The sequence below is a fragment of the Arthrospiribacter ruber genome (assembly GCF_019343195.1).
In the GTDB taxonomy this organism is placed as follows: Bacteria; Bacteroidota; Bacteroidia; order Cytophagales; family Cyclobacteriaceae; genus Arthrospiribacter; species Arthrospiribacter ruber.
The window spans coordinates 34800-54612 of the sequence record NZ_RPHB01000001.1 but is presented as its reverse complement, the minus strand read 5'-3'; the positions used below and the strand labels follow the sequence as shown (position 1 = coordinate 54612).

14 protein-coding genes are annotated in these 19813 nt (G+C 42.1%); 4 read left to right on the top strand and 10 right to left on the bottom strand.

Annotated features, from left to right (window positions below; genetic code table 11):
* Window position 1 precedes the first annotated feature (1 nt).
* The 7 genes from EGN73_RS00230 to EGN73_RS00200 all read right to left on the bottom strand — a co-directional run bounded on the left by EGN73_RS00230 (window position 2) and on the right by EGN73_RS00200 (window position 7142).
* On the bottom strand, window positions 2-1468 hold the full coding sequence (locus tag EGN73_RS00230) for a cellulose synthase family protein (RefSeq protein ID WP_219286034.1): 1467 nt from the start codon (window positions 1466-1468) through the stop codon (window positions 2-4).
* Complete coding sequence (locus tag EGN73_RS00225; RefSeq protein WP_219286033.1) at window positions 1468-3012, bottom strand: 4Fe-4S binding protein; 1545 nt, start codon at window positions 3010-3012, stop codon at window positions 1468-1470. Before EGN73_RS00225 ends, EGN73_RS00230 begins: the two co-directional genes overlap by 1 nt.
* Window positions 3009-4364 carry an NAD(P)/FAD-dependent oxidoreductase gene (locus EGN73_RS00220; RefSeq protein WP_219286032.1) on the bottom strand — a complete coding sequence of 452 codons (1356 nt, stop codon included), beginning with the start codon at window positions 4362-4364 and terminating at the stop codon, window positions 3009-3011. The genes EGN73_RS00225 and EGN73_RS00220 overlap by 4 nt, the downstream gene beginning before the upstream one ends.
* Window positions 4361-5119 (bottom strand): DUF547 domain-containing protein, encoded by a 759-nt coding sequence (locus EGN73_RS00215; RefSeq protein WP_219286031.1) that lies wholly within the window; start codon window positions 5117-5119, stop codon window positions 4361-4363. Before EGN73_RS00215 ends, EGN73_RS00220 begins: the two co-directional genes overlap by 4 nt.
* 151 nt (window positions 5120-5270) lie before the next feature.
* A complete protein-coding gene (locus EGN73_RS00210; RefSeq protein WP_246611397.1) occupies window positions 5271-5756 on the bottom strand; it encodes a rhodanese-like domain-containing protein in 486 nt (161 codons plus the stop codon).
* Window positions 5757-5847: 91 nt separating this feature from the next.
* On the bottom strand, window positions 5848-6561 hold the full coding sequence (locus EGN73_RS00205; protein ID WP_219286030.1) for a Crp/Fnr family transcriptional regulator: 714 nt from the start codon (window positions 6559-6561) through the stop codon (window positions 5848-5850).
* A 71-nt stretch (window positions 6562-6632) separates the two neighbouring features.
* A complete protein-coding gene (locus EGN73_RS00200; RefSeq protein WP_425515005.1) occupies window positions 6633-7142 on the bottom strand; it encodes a type I restriction enzyme HsdR N-terminal domain-containing protein in 510 nt (169 codons plus the stop codon).
* 17 nt (window positions 7143-7159) lie between these two features.
* Here EGN73_RS00200 and EGN73_RS00195 point away from each other — a divergent pair, with 17 nt between their 5' ends.
* On the top strand, window positions 7160-8809 hold the full coding sequence (locus EGN73_RS00195; protein ID WP_219286029.1) for an amidohydrolase: 1650 nt from the start codon (window positions 7160-7162) through the stop codon (window positions 8807-8809).
* A 9-nt stretch (window positions 8810-8818) separates the two neighbouring features.
* Here EGN73_RS00195 and EGN73_RS00190 read toward each other — a convergent pair whose 3' ends face one another.
* Window positions 8819-9517, bottom strand: coding sequence for a ComEA family DNA-binding protein (locus EGN73_RS00190; RefSeq protein WP_219286028.1), 699 nt, complete (start codon window positions 9515-9517; stop codon window positions 8819-8821).
* Window positions 9518-9741: 224 nt separating this feature from the next.
* Here EGN73_RS00190 and hemA point away from each other — a divergent pair, with 224 nt between their 5' ends.
* The 3 genes from hemA (at window position 9742) to EGN73_RS00175 (ending at window position 13132) form a co-directional block, all read left to right on the top strand.
* Entirely contained in the window at window positions 9742-11013 is a 1272-nt protein-coding gene (hemA, locus tag EGN73_RS00185; RefSeq protein WP_219286944.1) for a glutamyl-tRNA reductase, read from the top strand.
* 67 nt (window positions 11014-11080) lie between these two features.
* A complete protein-coding gene (locus EGN73_RS00180; protein WP_219286027.1) occupies window positions 11081-12661 on the top strand; it encodes a WG repeat-containing protein in 1581 nt (526 codons plus the stop codon).
* A gap of 12 nt (window positions 12662-12673) precedes the next feature.
* A complete protein-coding gene (locus EGN73_RS00175; RefSeq protein ID WP_219286026.1) occupies window positions 12674-13132 on the top strand; it encodes a YciI family protein in 459 nt (152 codons plus the stop codon).
* 557 nt (window positions 13133-13689) lie between these two features.
* Here the strand turns inward: EGN73_RS00175 and EGN73_RS00170 are convergent.
* Window positions 13690-16527: a PD-(D/E)XK nuclease family protein gene (locus EGN73_RS00170; RefSeq protein ID WP_219286025.1), complete on the bottom strand. Its 2838-nt coding sequence runs from the start codon at window positions 16525-16527 to the stop codon at window positions 13690-13692.
* Entirely contained in the window at window positions 16520-19768 is a 3249-nt protein-coding gene (locus EGN73_RS00165; RefSeq protein ID WP_219286024.1) for a UvrD-helicase domain-containing protein, read from the bottom strand. The genes EGN73_RS00170 and EGN73_RS00165 overlap by 8 nt, the downstream gene beginning before the upstream one ends.
* Between the last annotated feature and the right edge of the window lie 45 nt (window positions 19769-19813).

Sequence of the window (19813 nt, the reverse complement as noted above, 5' to 3'; positions counted from 1 at the left end):
CTCAGGATTTTCGGTAACTAATAAAGGAGTGGTAACTCACCATAGAATATCCTAAAGCCAACATAATGTGAAACACCAGCATTTGGTAGCTTCCTGTAATAATTGACTTTACCACGATAATTGCAAATACAAACGCAAGTGCTCCCTCAATGTAAGTAGTTACAGGAACTTTAAAAGAATTGTAGATATTGCTGCTCCAAGAATTATTTTCTTTGGATAAGTTGTATTTGGGAGTTCTGATAAAAGCGGATTTTTTACCTGTCATCCCTTCCCATACCGCTTGGGCATTGTGAAGGGAAAGTCCCATGGAGACAGACAAAAACAAAGGGAGTTCCCATAAAAACTTACCCAAACTTCTCAGGGTATATTTTCCCAAACTCATATTGGCAGCTAAGTATACCAGAGCAATGATCAAGAAGCTGAGCAGAAATACACCTGCATAATTAAAATACTCGGAAGGTAGCAATCCGGACTGAAAACCCCACCACACGGGAATACTGCTGATACTGACAACCAAAACTGCCACAAAAATCAAGGCATTTAACAAGTGTGCAGTCGCATGGATTTTTACTTTTGTTGGAAAAGGGTTTTTCAGAACATTTTTCAGGTGCTTGACAGCACATTCGGCACCTCCCTTTGTCCAGCGAAATTGCTGGGACTTGATGGCAGACATTACGGGAGGAAGTTCTGCAGGAGACTCAATATCCGGCCTGTAAACGAATTCCCATCCCTTTTGCTGTGCCCTGTAGCTGAGGTCCAGATCTTCGGTCAGGGTATCAGACTCCCAATTGCCGGCATCCAGTATACAAGCCTTTCGCCATATTCCTCCAGTACCATTGAAATTGATAAATGCCTGCTGACTGTTTCGACCTATCTGCTCTACCATAAAATGCGCATCCAAAGCAAAAGCCTGAAGCCTGGTCAAAACAGAATAGCATTCATTGAGATGGGTCCAACGGGACTGGACCATACCTACTTTAGGGTTTACAAAATGTGGAACTGCATTTCTTAAAAAATCAGGATCCGGTAGAAAGTCCGCATCGAAAACAGCTATAAACTCTCCCTTGGCCATTTCAAGCCCCTCCTTTAAGGCTCCTGCTTTGAAACCTTGCCTGTCTTTTCTTTGAATGTGGCAAAAGTCAATTTCAGGAAATTTGCTGATCTGCTTTGCTATCAAAGCACTGGTTTCATCCGTACTGTCATCCAGCAATTGGATTTCCAATCGGTTTTTTGGATAATTGAATTTAGCGCAAGCCTCAACCAACCGCTCCACAACATATTTTTCATTGTAGACAGGCAATTGTACCGTAACAAATGGCAACTCTACGGCGTAAAATTCCTTTGTCGGAATATTTAAATCTCTGTTTTTGAAAAAATGATACAAAAGGTGCGCCTGCGCCAAGCTGTAAAACAATACAAAAACCATGGCCAGGATATAGACCGCCAAAAACACATAAATAATTTCCATCAGGATTTTACTGTAATCGATTTATTCCCGATCAAAATCGGATTTTCATTAATTCTTCCTTCTTCTTCCCCGTTTTCCAGTTTTAACACCCCTCTTGGGCAAACTGCAGCACATACTCCACAGCCCACACATGATGCTCGTACTATATTCTGTCCGCGCTGGGCATACCAACGCACATCTATGCCCATTTCACAATAAGTAGAGCAATTGCCGCAAGATATACACTGTCCGCCATTGGTCGTAATTCTGAACCTGGACTTGAAACGCTGTACGATACCGAGGTAAGCGGCCAAAGGGCAGCCAAACCTGCACCAAACCCGATTTCCCATAAAAGGGTAAAACCCGGTACCCACTACTCCAGCAAATGCCGCTCCTATGGCAAAACCATAAATACTATGCAGCTGATTGGTGGCTTCTCCTAGCAGACCGAACTCCATAAAGTAGTTCAGGATCGTGACCAAGGTCATAAGCACTGCAAAGACTAAGACACCATGAATCATGTACCTCTCCACTTTCCAAGCTTTCAGGGATTTGTCCGACAATTGTCGGTAAGGATCTCCCAAAGTCTCTGCCAACCCTCCGCATCCACATACCCAAGAGCAATACCAACGCTTGCCGTAGAAATAAGTGAACAATGGAACACCCACTATGATCAGAATAATTCCCCAGATCAACATAAACATTCCCAAAGCTCCGGAGCCGAGCATTCCATCTAACCTGTAGTCGTAGAAAAATGTATAGTCAAGGGGCCAGATATTTTTGAAATCATGCCAAGGTTTGTTTAGGAGCACCAGAATTTCCGGTATCAGAAAAGCAAAAGCCAGCTGAAAAAACATGACTGAAGCCGTACGGATGGTCTGATAGGTATTTCCCCTATATTTTCGAAACATCCTGATCCCCATCACCAAAATGGCCAGCGTATAGATCAATCCATACAAAAACCATTGGGAGGCCGGATTACCCGATAAAAGGTAACTCAAAGGGTCCACCATCAAGACCAAGTTGGTCATGTACTCCGGGAACCAATATAATATAACATAAAACAAAATCAGCCAAGTACCGGTAATGATGCCGAGCAAGCCACGGGACTTCATGGAAGAAAAGTAAATTCCGTCATTTTTTATCCCTTCAGGTTCTCCCCTATATAAAGGCAAGATATACATCAACCCACCAATTACCCCCAGTCCGACCGATATAGCCAAATACCAAAAAGGATTTTGATGCACTGGCCCCAAAGACGCTTCTTTGGTCAGCTCAAAAACATAATCGTCCCAAATAACCTTGTCCCATTCTTCCGCCTCTTTTAGGGCTTCATTGTATTCATCAAAGTATTTATTGAAATCGGAAATAAATGCAAAATTGGAGCTGTAAGTTTCTCCGTACATGGGCTCAAGCACAGGAATTAATGGCTCCAAGTGTTCTTCCTTTACTTTTCGCTCCACCATTTTCTGATCCAGCTGATAGCTCCCGATGAACGGTATCAAGCTAAAGGAAACTAAGCCAAGCAGAAAAACGATAAGACCGGTTATTTGTATTTTTCTCATGCTCTAGAACCTATTAATCTTTGTAAAAAGGAGCTTTTTTTAATTTTTAGGTTTCTGCCTTCTTGGGCATTGTATTGGGCCAGGACAGACTTATGAAACTTTTCGTAAAATTCAGTGTTGAAATCCGCTTTGTCAAGTTGAGTCAGAACCCTTTCCAGATTCCAGCCCTCATGAATGGCTTTGTCAAAAAACTCATGCCTCAGTCTCCATCCAAAGCTGTTGACACCTAGAATTTTTTCAGTTTGCTTTTCAAAAACCAGCCTGAGACAGCTCTCCCCACTATCGCTTTCCCAATAGAAAGAGTCAATACCCTCTTTCCTTTCATTTGGCACAAGCCCATAAGTTTGATACTCAATATCAAAAAACTTCGCTGAATTGAACCAAATCCCTGGTCGATAAGGGACAGCATCCTCAGAGGTGAGGTTATGAGCAAGCGTTTCTCCGTGCATTCTCCCTGTATACCAAACCTGTTCTATGTTTTTCCTGTCAGCTCCAGGCTTTTCTCTAAACTCAGCACAATCCCCAATGGCATAGACATCCTCTATATTGGTCCTAAAATATCTATCCACTAAAATACCCCTACCCATATCAAGCTCCAAGTTTTTTAAAAACTTGACATTAGGGCTTACACCAACTGCCAAGCCTACAAACTGACATTCAATTTTTTCACCCTTATTGGTCAAAACTGAATCCACTCTCCCTGAATCATCCCCACAAATTTCTTTCATCTCCGTTTCCAACCTCAGGTCTATATGATGTTCCAATATATGCCTATTGACCAACTGTGCTTCTTCCACAGGTAATACATTATCCCAAAAATTCTTTTCCCTGACCAAAAATGTCACCGAAATATCCCTGCTCGCCAGCATTTCGGCCATTTCAATTCCGATCAATCCTCCACCGACGATCACAGCATGTGATATCCCTGCCGTATTTTCCTCCATGATATCCAAATCCTGTTTGGAATAAAGTCCCTGAACTCCATTGAGACTTTGCCCTGGCCAGTCAAATTTGTTAGGGACAGAGCCAGTTGCCAAAACCAAAACATCGTATCCAACTTTTTTCCCAGAGTCTAAAAGCAAAGTTTTATTGTTGAAATCCACTAACTCCACCCAAGCCTGTAAAAGTTGAATATTATTTTTCTCCCAAAACCAATCCTCATAGGGTTTGGTATGTTCAAATTGCATGTGCCCCATATAAATATACATGAGTGCTGTGCGTGAAAAAAAGAATTCAGTCTCTCCCGAAATCACCAGGATTTCCGAATTTTCATCCTTTTTACGAATATTTCTGGCACAGGTGATTCCCGCTATACCATTGCCAATAATTATGATTTTTTTTCTTTTTATCATTCATTCAGAGACCAGTCGTATTTGATATTTGAGACTTTGGCGTTGGATTTAATCTTGACTTTAGAATATTTGTTAAGGTAATCAATTAAGCTTCCCTTTTTGGTAAAATCACCTTTGAACCATGAAAAAATCTGGGATATTTCAACCTTTTCGGCACTGATCTTATTGTACTTTGGATTGTTAATGAAGTCCTTAGCCGCCTTTTCTAATTGACTATCAAGCTTTTCAGCTGTAAAAGCTTCATTCAACAATGGAGGACAGGATTTTGAGGCACAATTGACTGCAAAATGTATCCTTGGTTCGTCAAATTCCTTTCTGATGATTTTGTGCTCAATATCATCCAGACTGGTATCTTCTCCACCTATTTTGAAGAATTTCTTGGTCCAAACGGTATTGACCATGGGCACATTTAAAGTAGGGTTAAGGTCCTTGATACTTTCCACTGGATAATTGTCCGCAATCAGCTTGATGGTAAATGCATTATAGGCATTGATCCAATAAGCCAGTTGCTCGTCTTTAGACCAGGCTTTTTTGTCGGGTGCATTATTGCTCAATAGATCCAAGTATTTCTGTAGTTTCTTTTCTTCCTTGATAAAACCCTTGTAATCTACTTTCCCGTCTTTGGACACGTATTTTTTAAGAAGTTCATCAAAAATCTCATGAGAAGGAGCTTTCTCGGCAGCATCTGAAATCTCGTATGCTCCACAGGAAAAGTTGAACAAAAAGAGTGAAATTAATATCAACAAGGTTTTCATAAATATCTTTCGTATTAGTTGAGTTAAGGTACGAAGTAAACAGGAGGATTGTATTTGAATCTAACTATTTTCCTTCTTATCCCTCCCATATCAGCTTAAAATTGACAGTTTTAAAATTCAGGAAATGTCATAAAAAAGACATTTACCACCTTCAATACACCTTATCCCCTTTATTCAGCCAAATCCCCCAAGTTTTGCTGTAGGCATGAACTCTATTGGTTTTACCATGCTCATCAAAAACCGGATGTCCCTCATTGACCCAATGAAAAATACCTCCATAGAGGTTGTAAACATTTTGATAACCGGCCTCCTTCAGCTTTTTGCCGATTTCCTGGCTCCTTGCACCAATGGAGCAATAGACTACAATATCCTTGTTTTTGGGAATTTCGCTAATAGCATTTAGTGAAAAAGTGTCGTAGCCTACCCATTTGGCATCCTTAATGTGGGAAACTTCAAACTCTGATATTTCTCTGGTATCGAGAAAAAGCACTTCTTCTGTGAGTATTTTGTCTTCTGGATAAACTAAAGGGAACTCTTTGTCATATACCCCTTTCAAAAGCGTTTTATACGCCAAACTTTGACCCCAAACCATCGCAGAACTGAACAGAATTAAAATTATCAGAAAAAACCTTTTCATATTCTTTCAACACTCATTGAGTCCAATTGGTTGCCACAAAAAAAGCAGTGATCCAAAGTATCACTGCCCATTGATATAAACTAATGTGATTTTATCCGTAGAAATCTGACAGCCTTGCAAGTCCCTTTTTGTCCAGGACAATGATCTTTTTCCCATCAAATTCTATCAGCTCATCCTTTTTGAATTCAGACAATAAACGGATAACCGTTTCAGTGGCAGTACCTACCAGTCCGGCAATTTCCTCTCTTGTAAGTACAATATCTATTTTCTGACCTTCCTGACCATCAATGCCATAATTTTCACAAAGTTTAAGCAGTGTAAATGCCAGCCGCTCTCTGATGGACTTTTGTGTCGCGTCTGTAAGTTTTTCTTCCATGACCCCGAGATCGTTGCAGATGGCCTTAGTAACCCTTTGATGAAAAGCAGTGTCATCAGAAAGAACTTTCAAAAATGACTCCCTTGGCACAAAACAGATTTTTGCATCTTCTACAATAGTAGCTGAGGAAGAATATGCTTCTTCTCCCAAGAGGGCTGTATATCCTAGAAAATCTCCCTTTTTGGCCAATCGGATGATCTGCTCCTTTCCGTTGGAAGCTGTTTTATAGACTTTTACGATTCCCTCATTGATACAAAACACCCCAAGTGGCTTAGTCCCTTCGTAAAACAAGGTCTGTCCCTTTTTGTGGCTGATAAAGTTTTTATTGTCTGAAATATGACAAAGATGTTGGTCAGACACTCCCGCAAAAAGAGAAAATTTCCTGCTGACACAGAGTTCACAAGGTATACTTTTGGGCTGGGTTTTCATTTTCCTTGATTTTGATTTTGTCTTTTTCTGATGGGTTAAATATAATTAAAAAGATGACAGATATCACCTTTTTAAACTTCAAATCGTGGAATTTGTGACAATTGGTCATAGGATTTTCCGGCACGATCAAAAGCCAAGAAAACATGCTGTAAACCATTGCTTATCCCCACAAATGGTGCCTGAATAGCTTGGTTATACACTGCTACCTGCTGTACAGTCTTTTGGGAAAGTTTGACCTCAGGCGCCTTACATTCAATCAGTAAAAACGCCCCTCCTTCTCTATCCAGCACCAAGATGTCAGATCTTTTTTGAAGCTGATTATATTTCAGCCCTTTTTCAAGGGCAATAAGATTTTTAGGGTACCCATGATAATGAATTAAATATGCTATCATGTGTTGTCTTACCCATTCTTCAGGAGTGAGAATAAGATTCTTTTTTCTAAGTGAATCGAAAATACTTATCTTACCTTCAGTTTCTTCAAGCTTGAAATCAAATTGGGGAAAATTCAATGGGGTATCCAAAAACCCATACTTCTGCGCATCCATTCCGCAAAAGTACCTGTTCTTTTGGAGAACTATCACCTGACGACACAGTAAAAATGAGAAAAATTGCTTTTTTGACCGGCTTGTTATTTTTGGGGATGTTGCTGCAATTTTGCAGCCCGGCCAAAGAGCAAGCAGACCTGATCATACACAATGCCACTGTTTACACAGTGGATGAGGGGTTTAGTATCGTCCAGGCATTTGCCATAAAAGACGGAAGATTTCTCGAAGCTGGAAGCAACAGTAGAATTTTATCCAAATACAGCAGTGAAAACACCCAAGATCTGAAGGGAAAAGCGGTTTTTCCAGGATTTATTGATGCACATGCGCATTTTTTTAGGTATGGAATGGGCTTGCAGACAGCAGATCTGCTAGGAGCAGAATCTGAAAAAGAGTTGATAGATCGCGTCATCACCCATCATGACAACAATCCCGATGTGACATGGATTCTAGGGAAAGGCTGGGACCAGAACCTTTGGGAAAGCAAAGAATTCCCAACCAAAACTGCTTTAGATTCACTTTTCCCTGATAAGCCGGTTTTACTCACCAGAATAGATGGACATGCAGCACTTGTCAACCAAAAAGCCCTGAACCTGGCCGGGATCAATGCCAACACAGAAATGATTGGTGGAAAAGTTATTGTGGAAGAAGGGAAACCTACCGGAGTTTTGATAGACAACGCCATCAAACTGGTAAGCGATAAAGTCCCTGAACCAAGTGAGGAAGAAGCCACAAATGCATTATTGGCAGCTCAGGAAAACTGTTTTGAAGTAGGGCTAACCTCTGTGGTGGATGCCGGACTGGAAAGAAAAACAATTGAATTGATCCGCAGCCTGCAAGAGGGGAACCGTCTTAAAATGAGAATTTACGCCATGGTCAACCCAAGTCCGGAGAATATGGCATTTTATTTTGAAAACGGCACATATGAAGATGACAAATTAAGCATCAAAAGCTTTAAAATTTACGGAGACGGAGCATTGGGTTCCAGAGGGGCAGCACTTTTGAAGCCGTATCATGACCACACCGATAATTACGGTTTTTTGCTTAAGACCGCAGAAGAATTTGATCACTTGGCCAGCCAAATGTACGAACACGGCTTTCAGATGAATACCCATTGCATTGGAGATTCTGCCAACCGCACCTTATTGGACATCTATGCAAAGTACCTAAAAGGCAAAAACGACCTGAGATGGAGAATAGAGCACGCACAGATTGTGAGTAAAGAAGACATGCCCAAATTCGCCCAATACAGCATCATTCCCTCGGTGCAGCCTACCCATGCAACCTCTGATATGTATTGGGCAGATCAGCGATTGGGACCTTTCCGAATCAAAACCGCGTACGCATACAAAGACCTTCTGGACCAAAATGGCATGATCGCACTGGGCAGCGATTTTCCTGTAGAGCATATCAACCCGCTCTATGGATTTCATTCGGCAGTAGTGAGAAAAGACGCTGAAAACTGGCCAGAAGGTGGATTCCAGACTGAAAACAGGATAAGCCGGCAACAAGCCCTAAAAGGCATGACAATCTGGGCTGCTTTTGCCAACTTTGAAGAGCATCTCAAAGGAAGTATAGAAAGTGGGAAATTGGCGGACTTTGTCATCTTGGAAGAGGATATCATGATAGCTGACCGTAAAGACCTGCGCAACATCAAGGTAAATAGCACCTTTCTGGGAGGTGAAAAGGTGTTTGAGAAAAATTAACAGAAACTTTCAATCAAAAGCCAGATAGGGTGCTATCCTATCCACCCAATCTTGATTGAAAATCTTGATCTGAAGAAGGTCTGAGGGCTGCCTGTATTTCCCGTGCTGCTGCCGGTAAGCTACGATCACTTTAGCAGCTCCGTAATTGATATAGGGATGCTTGGCAATCTCAGCAGCATCCCATTGATTGACCTGCAGCTTTTTATAAATCCCAGGGCTGAATTCAAAATACTCAAAAACCCTTTCTGCTACTTCATCACTCATCCCATATACTTCCAATAACTGATCTTTGTGCAACATCCCACCCAAGCCTTCTCTGAATTTCACGATCCTACCTGCCATGGTCTGACCAATCCCCGGTACCACCTGCAAAACAACAGAATCTGCTTCAAAAAAATCCAGCTTATTTAATCTTGGCTGTTCCCTTCTTAAAGTCCCAGAAGTTTTTTTTGTGGTATCAGCAGAGTTAGAAGAATCAAAATTGCTGAAATTTGGTTGTACTATATGGAAGCCAGCCAGCACCATGCTATCAATCACCCTTTGGTATTCCAACTCTTGACTTTGATGTGTTCTCTCCGACAATTTATGGTAAAGCTCAGGGAGAAAATACAACAACAAAAACACAGGGACAACCAGAACAAAGCCCTTGGACTCCCTTCTGGTAAATCCCAAATAGGTTTTGAGAAAAAAATAAATCTTAGCCTTCATAAAAATGTGATTTTGCAAACAATCCAATTGACAAAACAATGTCGTATTTGAAAGAGAAAATTATTGTAATCGGATCAATTTTCCAAAAACAGAAGCCAATAAATTAGTTTGAATCATAATCCATTCCGATTATTATTTAGACAGATTTTAAATTAAGCCGACAGAAAGCAAAATTTTCTTTTGAAAAGAAACTGAATTAAATTTGTATGCGAAAAGTATCAGAAATGCAGCACAACTTCAGAGCAATAAGTTTATCACATAAAAGCGCACCTGTAGAGATCCGTGAGGTAATTTCCTTAGATGAGGGCTCCATACACGCTTTGTTGATCAAACTTAAAGAGTTTTTTAGCCTGACAGATACCTTGATTCTTTCTACTTGCAACAGGACTGAAGTTTACTATTCCCACGAACTGGACCTTAGTACTGAAATTATCAAATTGATCGGCCTTGAAAAAGGATTGACCAACGTGGTGGATTACCTGGAATATTTCAAGGTTCTAAACAACGACAAAGAAGCCATACAGCATCTTTTCAAAGTTTCAATGGGTCTTGAAGCTCAGGTGGTAGGAGACATGCAGATTTCCAATCAGGTTAAAAGGGCCTATCAAATGTCTGCTGACCTGGATCTGGCAGGACCTTTTCTGCACCGTTTGATGCATACTGTGTTTTTTTCCAGCAAAAGAGTAGTACAGGAAACAGCTTTCAGAGATGGGGCCGCTTCAGTTTCTTATGCTGCTGTAGAACTTATCGAAGAACTTACTTCCAATACCTACCAACCTAGAGTTTTGCTCATTGGTGTTGGGGAAATAGGTGAAGATGTAGCCAAAAACATGGTTCATGTTCCTGATGCAAAAGTTACCATTACCAACAGAACTTTTGAGAAAGCGCAGGCTTTGGCCAGTGAATTGGGATATGAAGCCATTCCATTTGAGGAATGTATGCAAGCCATGAATCAGGCTGACGTGGTGGTCTCTTCTATCATGAAATCAGAACCTTTCATCACCAAAGAGTTGGTGAAGGCAATGGATATTCCTAGCTACAAGCTTTTTGTGGATCTATCTGTTCCAAGAAGTATAGAAACCACCATAGAGGATGTTCCCGGTGTGATGCTATATAATGTAGACAACATCAGGAGCAAAGCTACAGAAACATTGGAAAGAAGACTGGCGTCTATCCCTCAGGTAGAGAAAATCATTGAAGAAGCCATAGATGAATTTTTTAACTGGAAAAAGGGAATGATGGTATCACCTACCATCAATAAACTGAAAAATGCCCTTGAACAGATCCGTCAGGAAGAAATGGGGCGTTTTCTAAAGAATATCGATGAAGATCAAGCAGCAGTGATCGACAAAATCACCAAAAGCATGATGCAAAAAATCCTCAAAGTACCGGTAGTACAGCTTAGGGCTGCCTGTATGAGGGATGATGCGGACCAAATGATCAATATTATCTCGGATTTGTTTGACTTGGAGAAAGTCAGCGAAAAAAAGGATTAATATATTCTGTAAAGGATATTGAAATCCATTGCGAATCCCTTTAATTTACCTCCTCAATTGACTTGCAATGAATCACAAACTTACCTGGGGAGGTTTACTTACCGCCTGTTTTCTTCTTATTTCCTATTCTACGGCATTTTCCCAAACCTATGAGGTATATGACCAAAACCTGAAACTCAAATCCAGGGTAGAATACGATCATATCAAAATCTTAGGCGAATCTGTCAGGATAAGCAACGCCAACAACCAGGTTAAGCTTCTCAGCAGAGAATATAAGCCTTTTATCAACCTTGATGCAGAGTCTGTCTACGCTTATGATCAGCCTTGGATCATTACAGAAGGTAAAAATGGAAAAGGTGTTTTTCACGAGTATGGAGAAAAGATATTGCCAGCAGACTATGACAGGATACAGACTTTTTTCACCCGACTGCTTGCCAATAAAGGAAACCAATATTGGCTTTATGACCACTCCACCAGAGAAACCAGGCACCTTGGGTCATTCGACGATGCAAGCTTGGCACTCAATGGACAAGTGATTGCCAAAACTGCACAAGGCTATTTTTTACCACTATCCGAAGACCCTGACCATCTTTATGAAGAACTTAAGGAGGTCAACCAAAACTATCTTTTTGCAAAAGAAGCCACAGGATACGGTCTCATCAACAGGGAAGGGAACTACGTACTCCGGCCTGTAATTGACCTTTTGGTACACCTAGAGGATGATTACTTCTATGCCCATGATGGCAACCAATACATGCTGATAAAAGGTAGGGAAGGAAAAGCAGACATTAGCTACTCCTCTTACCATAAAATCACCAATGAAGACGGTGTATTGTTGGAATACATACATGGCAAATTGAGAAGGGTCATGAAAAATGACGGAATCCTCTTGGATCAGGTAGGGATGGTCAAAGTTACCGACGCAGGCGAAAAGCACTACAATGTATTCCTAAGAGACAACACAGTAGGTCTTTTGGGACCAAAAGGCTGGGAAGTAAAACCAATACCGGGTGTAGATAGAATTCTCCCTGGCAAAGAAGGCCTTTATCCCGCCTATAAGGATGGCAAATTGGGCTACATTGACGCTTTGGGGAAATGGGCCATCAAGCAGCAGTTTGAAGAAGGAAAGAAATTCAATGAAGGATTTGCCGCAGTAAAATCAGGTGGACAGTGGGGATACATCAACAGGTCGGGAGAATGGGTGAGTAGCCCCAAATTTGACCAGGCAGGGGATTTCAAAAGAGGCTTGGCATTGGTAAAATCCTCCGGCAAGAACAACCTAATAGACCGCAGCGGTAATTTGTTGCTTAATGAAGGATATAGCCGGATTTCTCTGGGTGCGGACAATTACTTCATCACCGAAGAAAATGGCAAATTTGGACTTTTGGCTCCGGACGGAAAAGAAATTGTAGAGCCCAAATTCCAGGAATTGCGCAGGGAAGAACTGAACAAGGTCCTTGTGAGGATCGGTGATAAATACGGCATCATGGATGAAAATGGGGATTATGTACTTCCTTTATATTACAAAAGCATAGTATTTGATCAAGGCACCAAGCAGATATTAGCGGAAGACTTCTATCAATTTGAGCCGGAAAATCTTGCCGATACCAAGGCAGAGTCCAATAGAAGAAAAAAACGGGGGAGTTAATAAAATAACACAATGAAACCCAAAATCTACTTCATCCTTGCCTGCATCATTTTTCTACAACACCATTCCTATGCGCAGCAAGTGGACTTTGATGCTACTCTTGCAGAAGAACTTGGAGCAGATGATTACGGAATGAAAACTTATGTCATGGCATTTTTGCTGGGTGGAGACAAGTCAGGAAATTACAGTGCAGAGGAAAGAGCTGAGATCCAAAAGGGACACATGGCCCATATCAATTTACTCAGTGAAAAGGGGAAGCTGATTCTGGCAGGTCCATTTGTAGATGGCGGCGAAAAAAGGGGAATTTTTCTCTTTAATGTAGACAGCATCGAAGAAGCCGAAAAACTGACCCAAGAAGATCCAGCTGTTGCGTCCGGAGTCTTAAAAATGGAATTGGTAAAATGGTACGGTTCAGCAGCCCTACTCCTCACACCCGAACAACATAAAAGGGTACAGAAAAAGGGGTTTTAGGCTGACTCCTCCTGACTTTGACAACGGGATCCCAGATCCAAACTTTATAAACAGAAAAGCGGATAACCGATAGCAATTAATATAAATAGGGGCTAATAAGGGCTGACAATTTTCACAATCAGGAAGTAAATAATAAACCACAAAAGGAAACAAAAGTCACAAAAGTTGACTGAAAGGAATCTTTTGTTTTCTTTTGTCACTTTTGTGGTTTCAAATAAATCTGTCAGAAGATTAGGCTGTTTAAATCAATTAAAAACTGAACATTAATTTCTGGAACTAACTCTGGAACAAACAAATCCAAAATCACCACACTAATAATTACCAAATACTTATATAGATACGGGACATAAAGCGGTCATCGTCATGAAGGGGAATTTTCCTCTTTAATGTAGACACCATTGAAGAAGCCGAAAAACTGACCCAAGAAGACCCAGCTGTAGCTGCTGGAGTCTTAAAAATGGAACTGGTAAATTGGTACGGTTCAGCAGCCCTACTCCTCACACCCGACCAACATAAAAGGGTACAGAAAAAGGGGTTTTAAGCCGATCTTTTTTTTCCTACCTCCCACAAATATCCTTATACGGACAATACCTGCACTTCTCTTCGTCATCTGTTTGTTCAAATGGCACTTCAGGATCAAAAATCTCCGCCAAAAGACGGCTTAGCCCCTCTTCAAACTCTTCCCTGAAATCGGAATAATCCTCCAGATCGCTTTTATCTACTTTCATAAATGGATTGAAATCCTTTTTGAAAATTTCTTTGACATTAAAAAGCCCAGGCTTGATCGGCTTTTGATTTGCAGGGTTGGCAAACTGGTACAAGTAGGCGTACAGCATGGTCTGAAGTCCCGCCTTGTTCCGCTTTTTATGCTCCCTATCAAACAATGAAGATATGGATTCGATGCTCCTGTTGTCCTTCCCTGTTTTGTAATCCAACAGCCTTACCGTTCCGTTCTGAATATCCATTCTGTCAATCAACCCAAAAAGGCCTATGGGCTTCACCTCTCCATCCACAGCCACCGGAATACTGGCATGATGCTCTTTTTCCAATCCTATTACCTTAAAGTCGCCCGTTTTGTAATCATAGTCCACCACTGCCTGTATATAATCCACAAAAATCTCTCTGACAATTTGCATCTGACCAGTGAGGTTGATCTTGTCTTCCTTTTTCTTGCCATAAAAATCTTTGATGGCCTCATCCACATACTCCGGGATCTGTTCTTTTATCCTCTTGATATTGTGTACAGTGATGAGTCTTTCTGTAGTGCTTTCAGGAATTCCGTACAACAGCTCAATGGCCTTGTGTAAAATGCTTCCGAAAACACCCGCATCCACATCAGAGGCTACTTCCTCACTTTCCTTTAATCCTGCCACATACCTGAAGTAAAACCTGAGCGAGCAATCCAGGTAACTGTTGATCGCAGAAGCAGAAAGTTTCTTCTTATGGTTACTGGGATCTCCCTGCACTACATATCCATTCAGGGACTGTAAAATATCAGGGGTTTTGGCCATACTGATTTCCCTGCCCGGGGTCAGGTGTGCTTCCAACAAAACAGTATTGGGTTTGGAAATTCCCATCTCAACCTGCATCTGTTGAATAAACCTTGACATTTCTCCGGCTTTGCCCTGATTGGCTGCCGTGCTATAAAGCAGATGTACTTCCTCAGCCCTGTGCAAAAGCCTGTAAAAAGTATAGGCATAAATAGCGTCATTCTGTTCCTGCACCGGCAATCCAAAAGCCCTTCGAAGATTGAAGGGTATCATGGAATTGATCCCACCTCCGGGAGGAAAACTCCCCTCATTCACATCGCAGATAATCACTCTCTTGAAGTCCAGGTTTCTCGACTCCAAGACTCCCATGACCTGTAAGCCTTCCAAAGGTTCCCCTTCAAAGGGCAACTTCACCTCCCTGAACAATTGTCTGAATAACTTGATGAAAAAATCGGTCTGAATGCCTTCCAGACTACTTTTTGCAAAATTTTCTTTCATTCTATTGAGAAGCTTGTAGGCCTGAAAAAGGTAGCTGCTCTGAATGACATCCTCTTTAAGCTGCATTGCCAAAGCTGTCATCAAGCTGGACAGATAATCAAAAATTTCTGTTGACCCCGTTTTCCTGAAAATCATTCCGAACAGTTCTCCCCCCTTAGCCAACTCTACTGCTGATATTTCCAATGCATTGGTAGAAGTAATCTGTGCTTTCATTTCCTTTACAAAAACCCTGTTGGCGTCCTGCAGGTATGGCAATGCAAGTAAGTCCAATACCTGCTTGTGGTAAAAGAAAACCTCGCCTTCCCGGACTTTTAAGTATCGCTGAAGATCCAAAATGGCATCCAAAAAAGCATAAACTGAGGCATTGCGAATGGGATACCCCATGGTAACATTCAGCTTGGTCATCTGACCGGGAAGGGTATGCAGCACCGGAAACAGCAATTGCTCATCCGGCAATATCACCACAGTCTCCTCAAGAGCTTCATCTGGCCCCAATCCTTCCAAAATCCCTCCTACAAGATTGGCCTGATTGACTTTCAATGGCAAGGCATGTGTCTGAATGACACCTGCTTTATCTTTGATTCTATCCGGTATGATTTCTGGAAAAGTCTTTCCAAACACCGGATCTTTGCGGTAATCCCTGAAGAACAAACCGGACTCCTGCCTTCTGTCTTCCAGATAATACCTATCAATATCCCAAAAAATATCTGCGCCGAACTCTTTGATATAATGCTTGATCAGTACTTCTTCGGTCTTGGTAAAGGCATTGAATCCCACAAAAACATGATGCTTGGCCGGTGGATTTAGCTCCTTGATCTTTGAAGCCACCTTTCGGTATATCCTACCGCTATAAGTGAGACCCAACACATCAAGATGGGCATTGAATTTCTGATACAAGTCCCCCAATATCTGCCAGAAGCGGAGGAATTTTTCCTTTTCCTCAGGCTTCTGCTCCCTGAATGAGCTCCAAAACTGGGAAATCAAAGCCACTTGCTCCTCCGTGAGATAGCTCAGGTCTGATTCTATGGTCTTGATTTCAGAAAGATTCCTGTACAAAGAGGCGGCATCTGCCATAAACTGGTCAATGTCATTGAAATCTTTAAGGATCAATTCTCCCCAAAAATAAAACCTGTCAAAGCTTTCCGCTTCCTCCTGCAATTGCCTGTACACTTCATACATTTCAAAAACCAGTGAAAGGTCATCTGAAGGGGTCTCCCCTGCCAATCCTGAAAAAAGCTGCTCAACCGTCCTGACTTCCGGCATCCAGGTCGGCTCCTCTATCAACTCTCCCATATAGCGAAGAAAAAACAGGCCCGCTCTCCTATTTGGCAGTACCACCACCAAATCCTTCAGCTCCCGACCTGACCCGAGGAGACTTTTTGCCGTGTCTTTCAAAAAACTATCCATAAACTTCCACTATTTCTGTAGGTTCCAAATAACAAACAAAGCCTTTTACCGGCTTTTGGGTGATCAGTCCGACCAATCTGATATATTCCCTGACCTGTATGATGTGCTCATCTTTTTTTCGGCCTGTTTTAAAATCCAGTACAATGCTCTCATTTTCACCCATCAGTATCCTGTCCGGTCTTTTCATTTCCCCTCCGGGCAAGAGAATTCCCTGCTCAGCAAATGATGAAAATACCCCGGAATACCAGTTTTGAAATTCCGGCAGATGGAAAAGCGCTTTAAGCTGCTCCTCCACTTCCCTTGCAGTCTCTTGGTCAAACCTGCCTTCAAACTCAAACTGCCTCAATACCTGCAGGGCATCCGATAAGGAATTGGACTGCTCTAAAATTTCATGGACCAATACCCCTAAACGCCTTTTTGATCGGTCCTCCAGCCCTTCTTCTCCAAAATCCCAAGCATAGTCCCTGGTCTGAAGTTTGGTTTTCCAGTCTGAGAAAAGCCACCTCAATTTACTTGGAGGCTTTGACATTCCCTGCTCCCGCTTCACCGCAAGAGGCCAGCTTCCATACTCAAAAATACTGCTCTCCTCATCCCATCTTCCCCTATCTCCAAAAGCTGAGGAGGTCATATCTCCGGAGAAAACTTCAAACAATGCCCCTCCGGTAAACTTGGTATTGGTTACCCCTTCCTTGTTGTATTTGTATTCTGCATGTGCCCAAAGAAAGTCCTCCGCCCGGGTAAAGGCGACATAGAGCATGTTCAAAGTGTCCAAAAAAGCCAGCCTGACCTCATTGGAGTAAAGCTCCGAAAAAGCTGTATTGATCAGCCCAGTAGTATGCGTTAGGGGCATGACAGTGCGAAAATCACTTTCTTCCCAAGGCGACCAAATTACAGGTGCCTGATTTCCTGTGGGCAATATACTCCAATTGAGAAATGGCATCAAAACCACCTTGAACTGAAGCCCTTTGGACTTGTGAATGGTAAGGATCCTCATGGCATTGTGGTCTTCAGGAATCTTTACGGTCAGCTTATTTTTATTCAGCTCCCACCAGTCGAGAAAACCAGCCAGGTCAGCCCGGTTATTTTTTACAAAATCAAAAACAGCCTCCTTAAAACCGGAAATATATGCCAGATCCGAATCCAGATCCGAAAGTTCCATAAAACGGACAAGTGCTTCCACCAGCTCCAAAAGTGGTTCCTTAAGCCATAAGGCCACCTCCTGCTCCAAAACCCGATGCTTCTCCTTCAGCTCATCCGGTAGGCTGTAAAGCTCAAACAAATCATGGGTATAGGGCAAGGATTTCAACAGTGAGTAGTAGTAATAAGTGGTTTTAAGCGCTACTTTATCCTCCTGATTGCGCAGGTACTTCAGTAGGGAAATCAATGCTTTTACAGCCACTGATTTTTCCAGAAAAAGTGATTCCTCAGAGATTACATCGTAGGAATACCCATTGCCCTGATTGGCTCTGGCATGATCCATCAATCTATCGGCGATAAGAGCGCCTTCGCTGTTTTTTCTGACCAAAAATGCAATGTCCCTCAAGGCATATCCCTTATCCTGAAGCTTTTCCACAAGCTCGGGAATGTATTCCAACACACCTTCGTCTTCCTCTTCTTCCTCCTCTAAGTTTTGACTGGGTCTGTTTTCCTTCCCTACAAATTCAATCTGGGCAAAGCCCTGAAAGGGCAAACTTCTTTTCTTTTCCGGAACTTTCTGTCCCACACCTTCAAAAGCACTCTCCAGAAGGTCCTCTGCTTCCACCTGATGATTTTCCATCATCAAATCCTGTAGGTATCCTGGCAAAACCGAGAAAAAACCATTGTTGAAGTCTATGATATTGGGCAAGCTTCTGTAATTGACATCGAGGTTTTTGATATCAATGTATTTTTCACCGATCTGATCCTCCACTTCCTTAAGCAATAGCTCAAGCTTACCCCCTCTCCACCTATAAATGGACTGCTTCACATCCCCTACGAGCAGGTTGGTATGTCCCGATGCGAGGGAATTGACCAAAAGCGGCTTAAAGCTGCTCCATTGAAAATCCGAGGTATCCTGAAACTCATCTATCAAAAAGTGCTTGTACTGATTGCCAATTTTCTCGAAAATAAAAGGAGCCTCGTTGTCTTTGGTTATTTCTCTAAGAAAATCATTGACATCAGAAATCAACAAAATCCCTTCTTCATCCTTTAACTCCCTGAGTTCAAGAATCAGGTTGCGGAATATGCCGTACACATTGAGGTTCTTCAACAAAGCCTGCAAAGTATCCCAACGCCTCTTGTACACAATGCTTTCCAAAATCAGGTCCCTCAATCCACCATCTGCGGCAGCTACTATTTCCGATTTTTTGCGGGATGTCTTGGTATGCCATTCTTCCGTTCCGCTGATTTTTGGCAACTGCTTATCCGTAAACTCCGGAAATGGCCTGTCCCTGTCCCCTAACCTGTCCAGCTTGGCTACAAAGTTTCCATGCCCTTTACCCCCAGAAAATTCATCCCAATACAATCCCTGACTTTCTCTGATGGAGTTGGCTTTTTCCCTCATGGATAAAGCAAGCTCGATCAATTTGTTTTTTTCCTGATAGATATAACTTTTCAGGTTTTTGATCAAATCCTCCTGATCCAGCGCCGACTGAAAAGCTTCTCTATGGGCTTTGAATTTCTCCTGAAAAATTTCCGACCCCAATCCTCTGATCCCGATCCTCACATCCCATGAATTGCCATTTTGAATCTGCTCTTTGGCATATTCCACCAGCCAGTTTTTCAACTCTGTATCCTCCGACACCTTCTCTATCACTCGGTCTGTCAGCCTGTCCAACACGGCATTCTGATCCAGCTCCACATCAAATTTGGCCTGAAGATCCATCTCCCTGGCAAATGCCCTGACCACTTTTTGAAAAAAGGAATCAATCGTACTGACAGCAAAATCCCCATAAGCATGCAGGATATTCAAGAGGCTGTCTTTTGCTCTTTTTTGCAATTCCTCCTCATCCACTTTCAGGTGCTGCATCAATTGCTCATCCAAAAACTCTTCCGCTCTCACTTCCTCACTCAGGCGCTGCAGGTATTCCAGGATTCTTGCTTTCATTTCCTGTGTGGCCTTGTTGGTAAAAGTCACCGCCAGGATCTGCTTGAAAGCGCCTGGATAAGCAAGGGCAAGCTTGAGGTATTCCAGCGTGAGGGTATAGGTCTTGCCGGATCCAGCTGAGGATTTGTAGATGATAAAAGGCTTGGGATTTTCCATAGGACAAAAATGATCTGTAACAAATCAAAGCTATTTGCCCTTCAA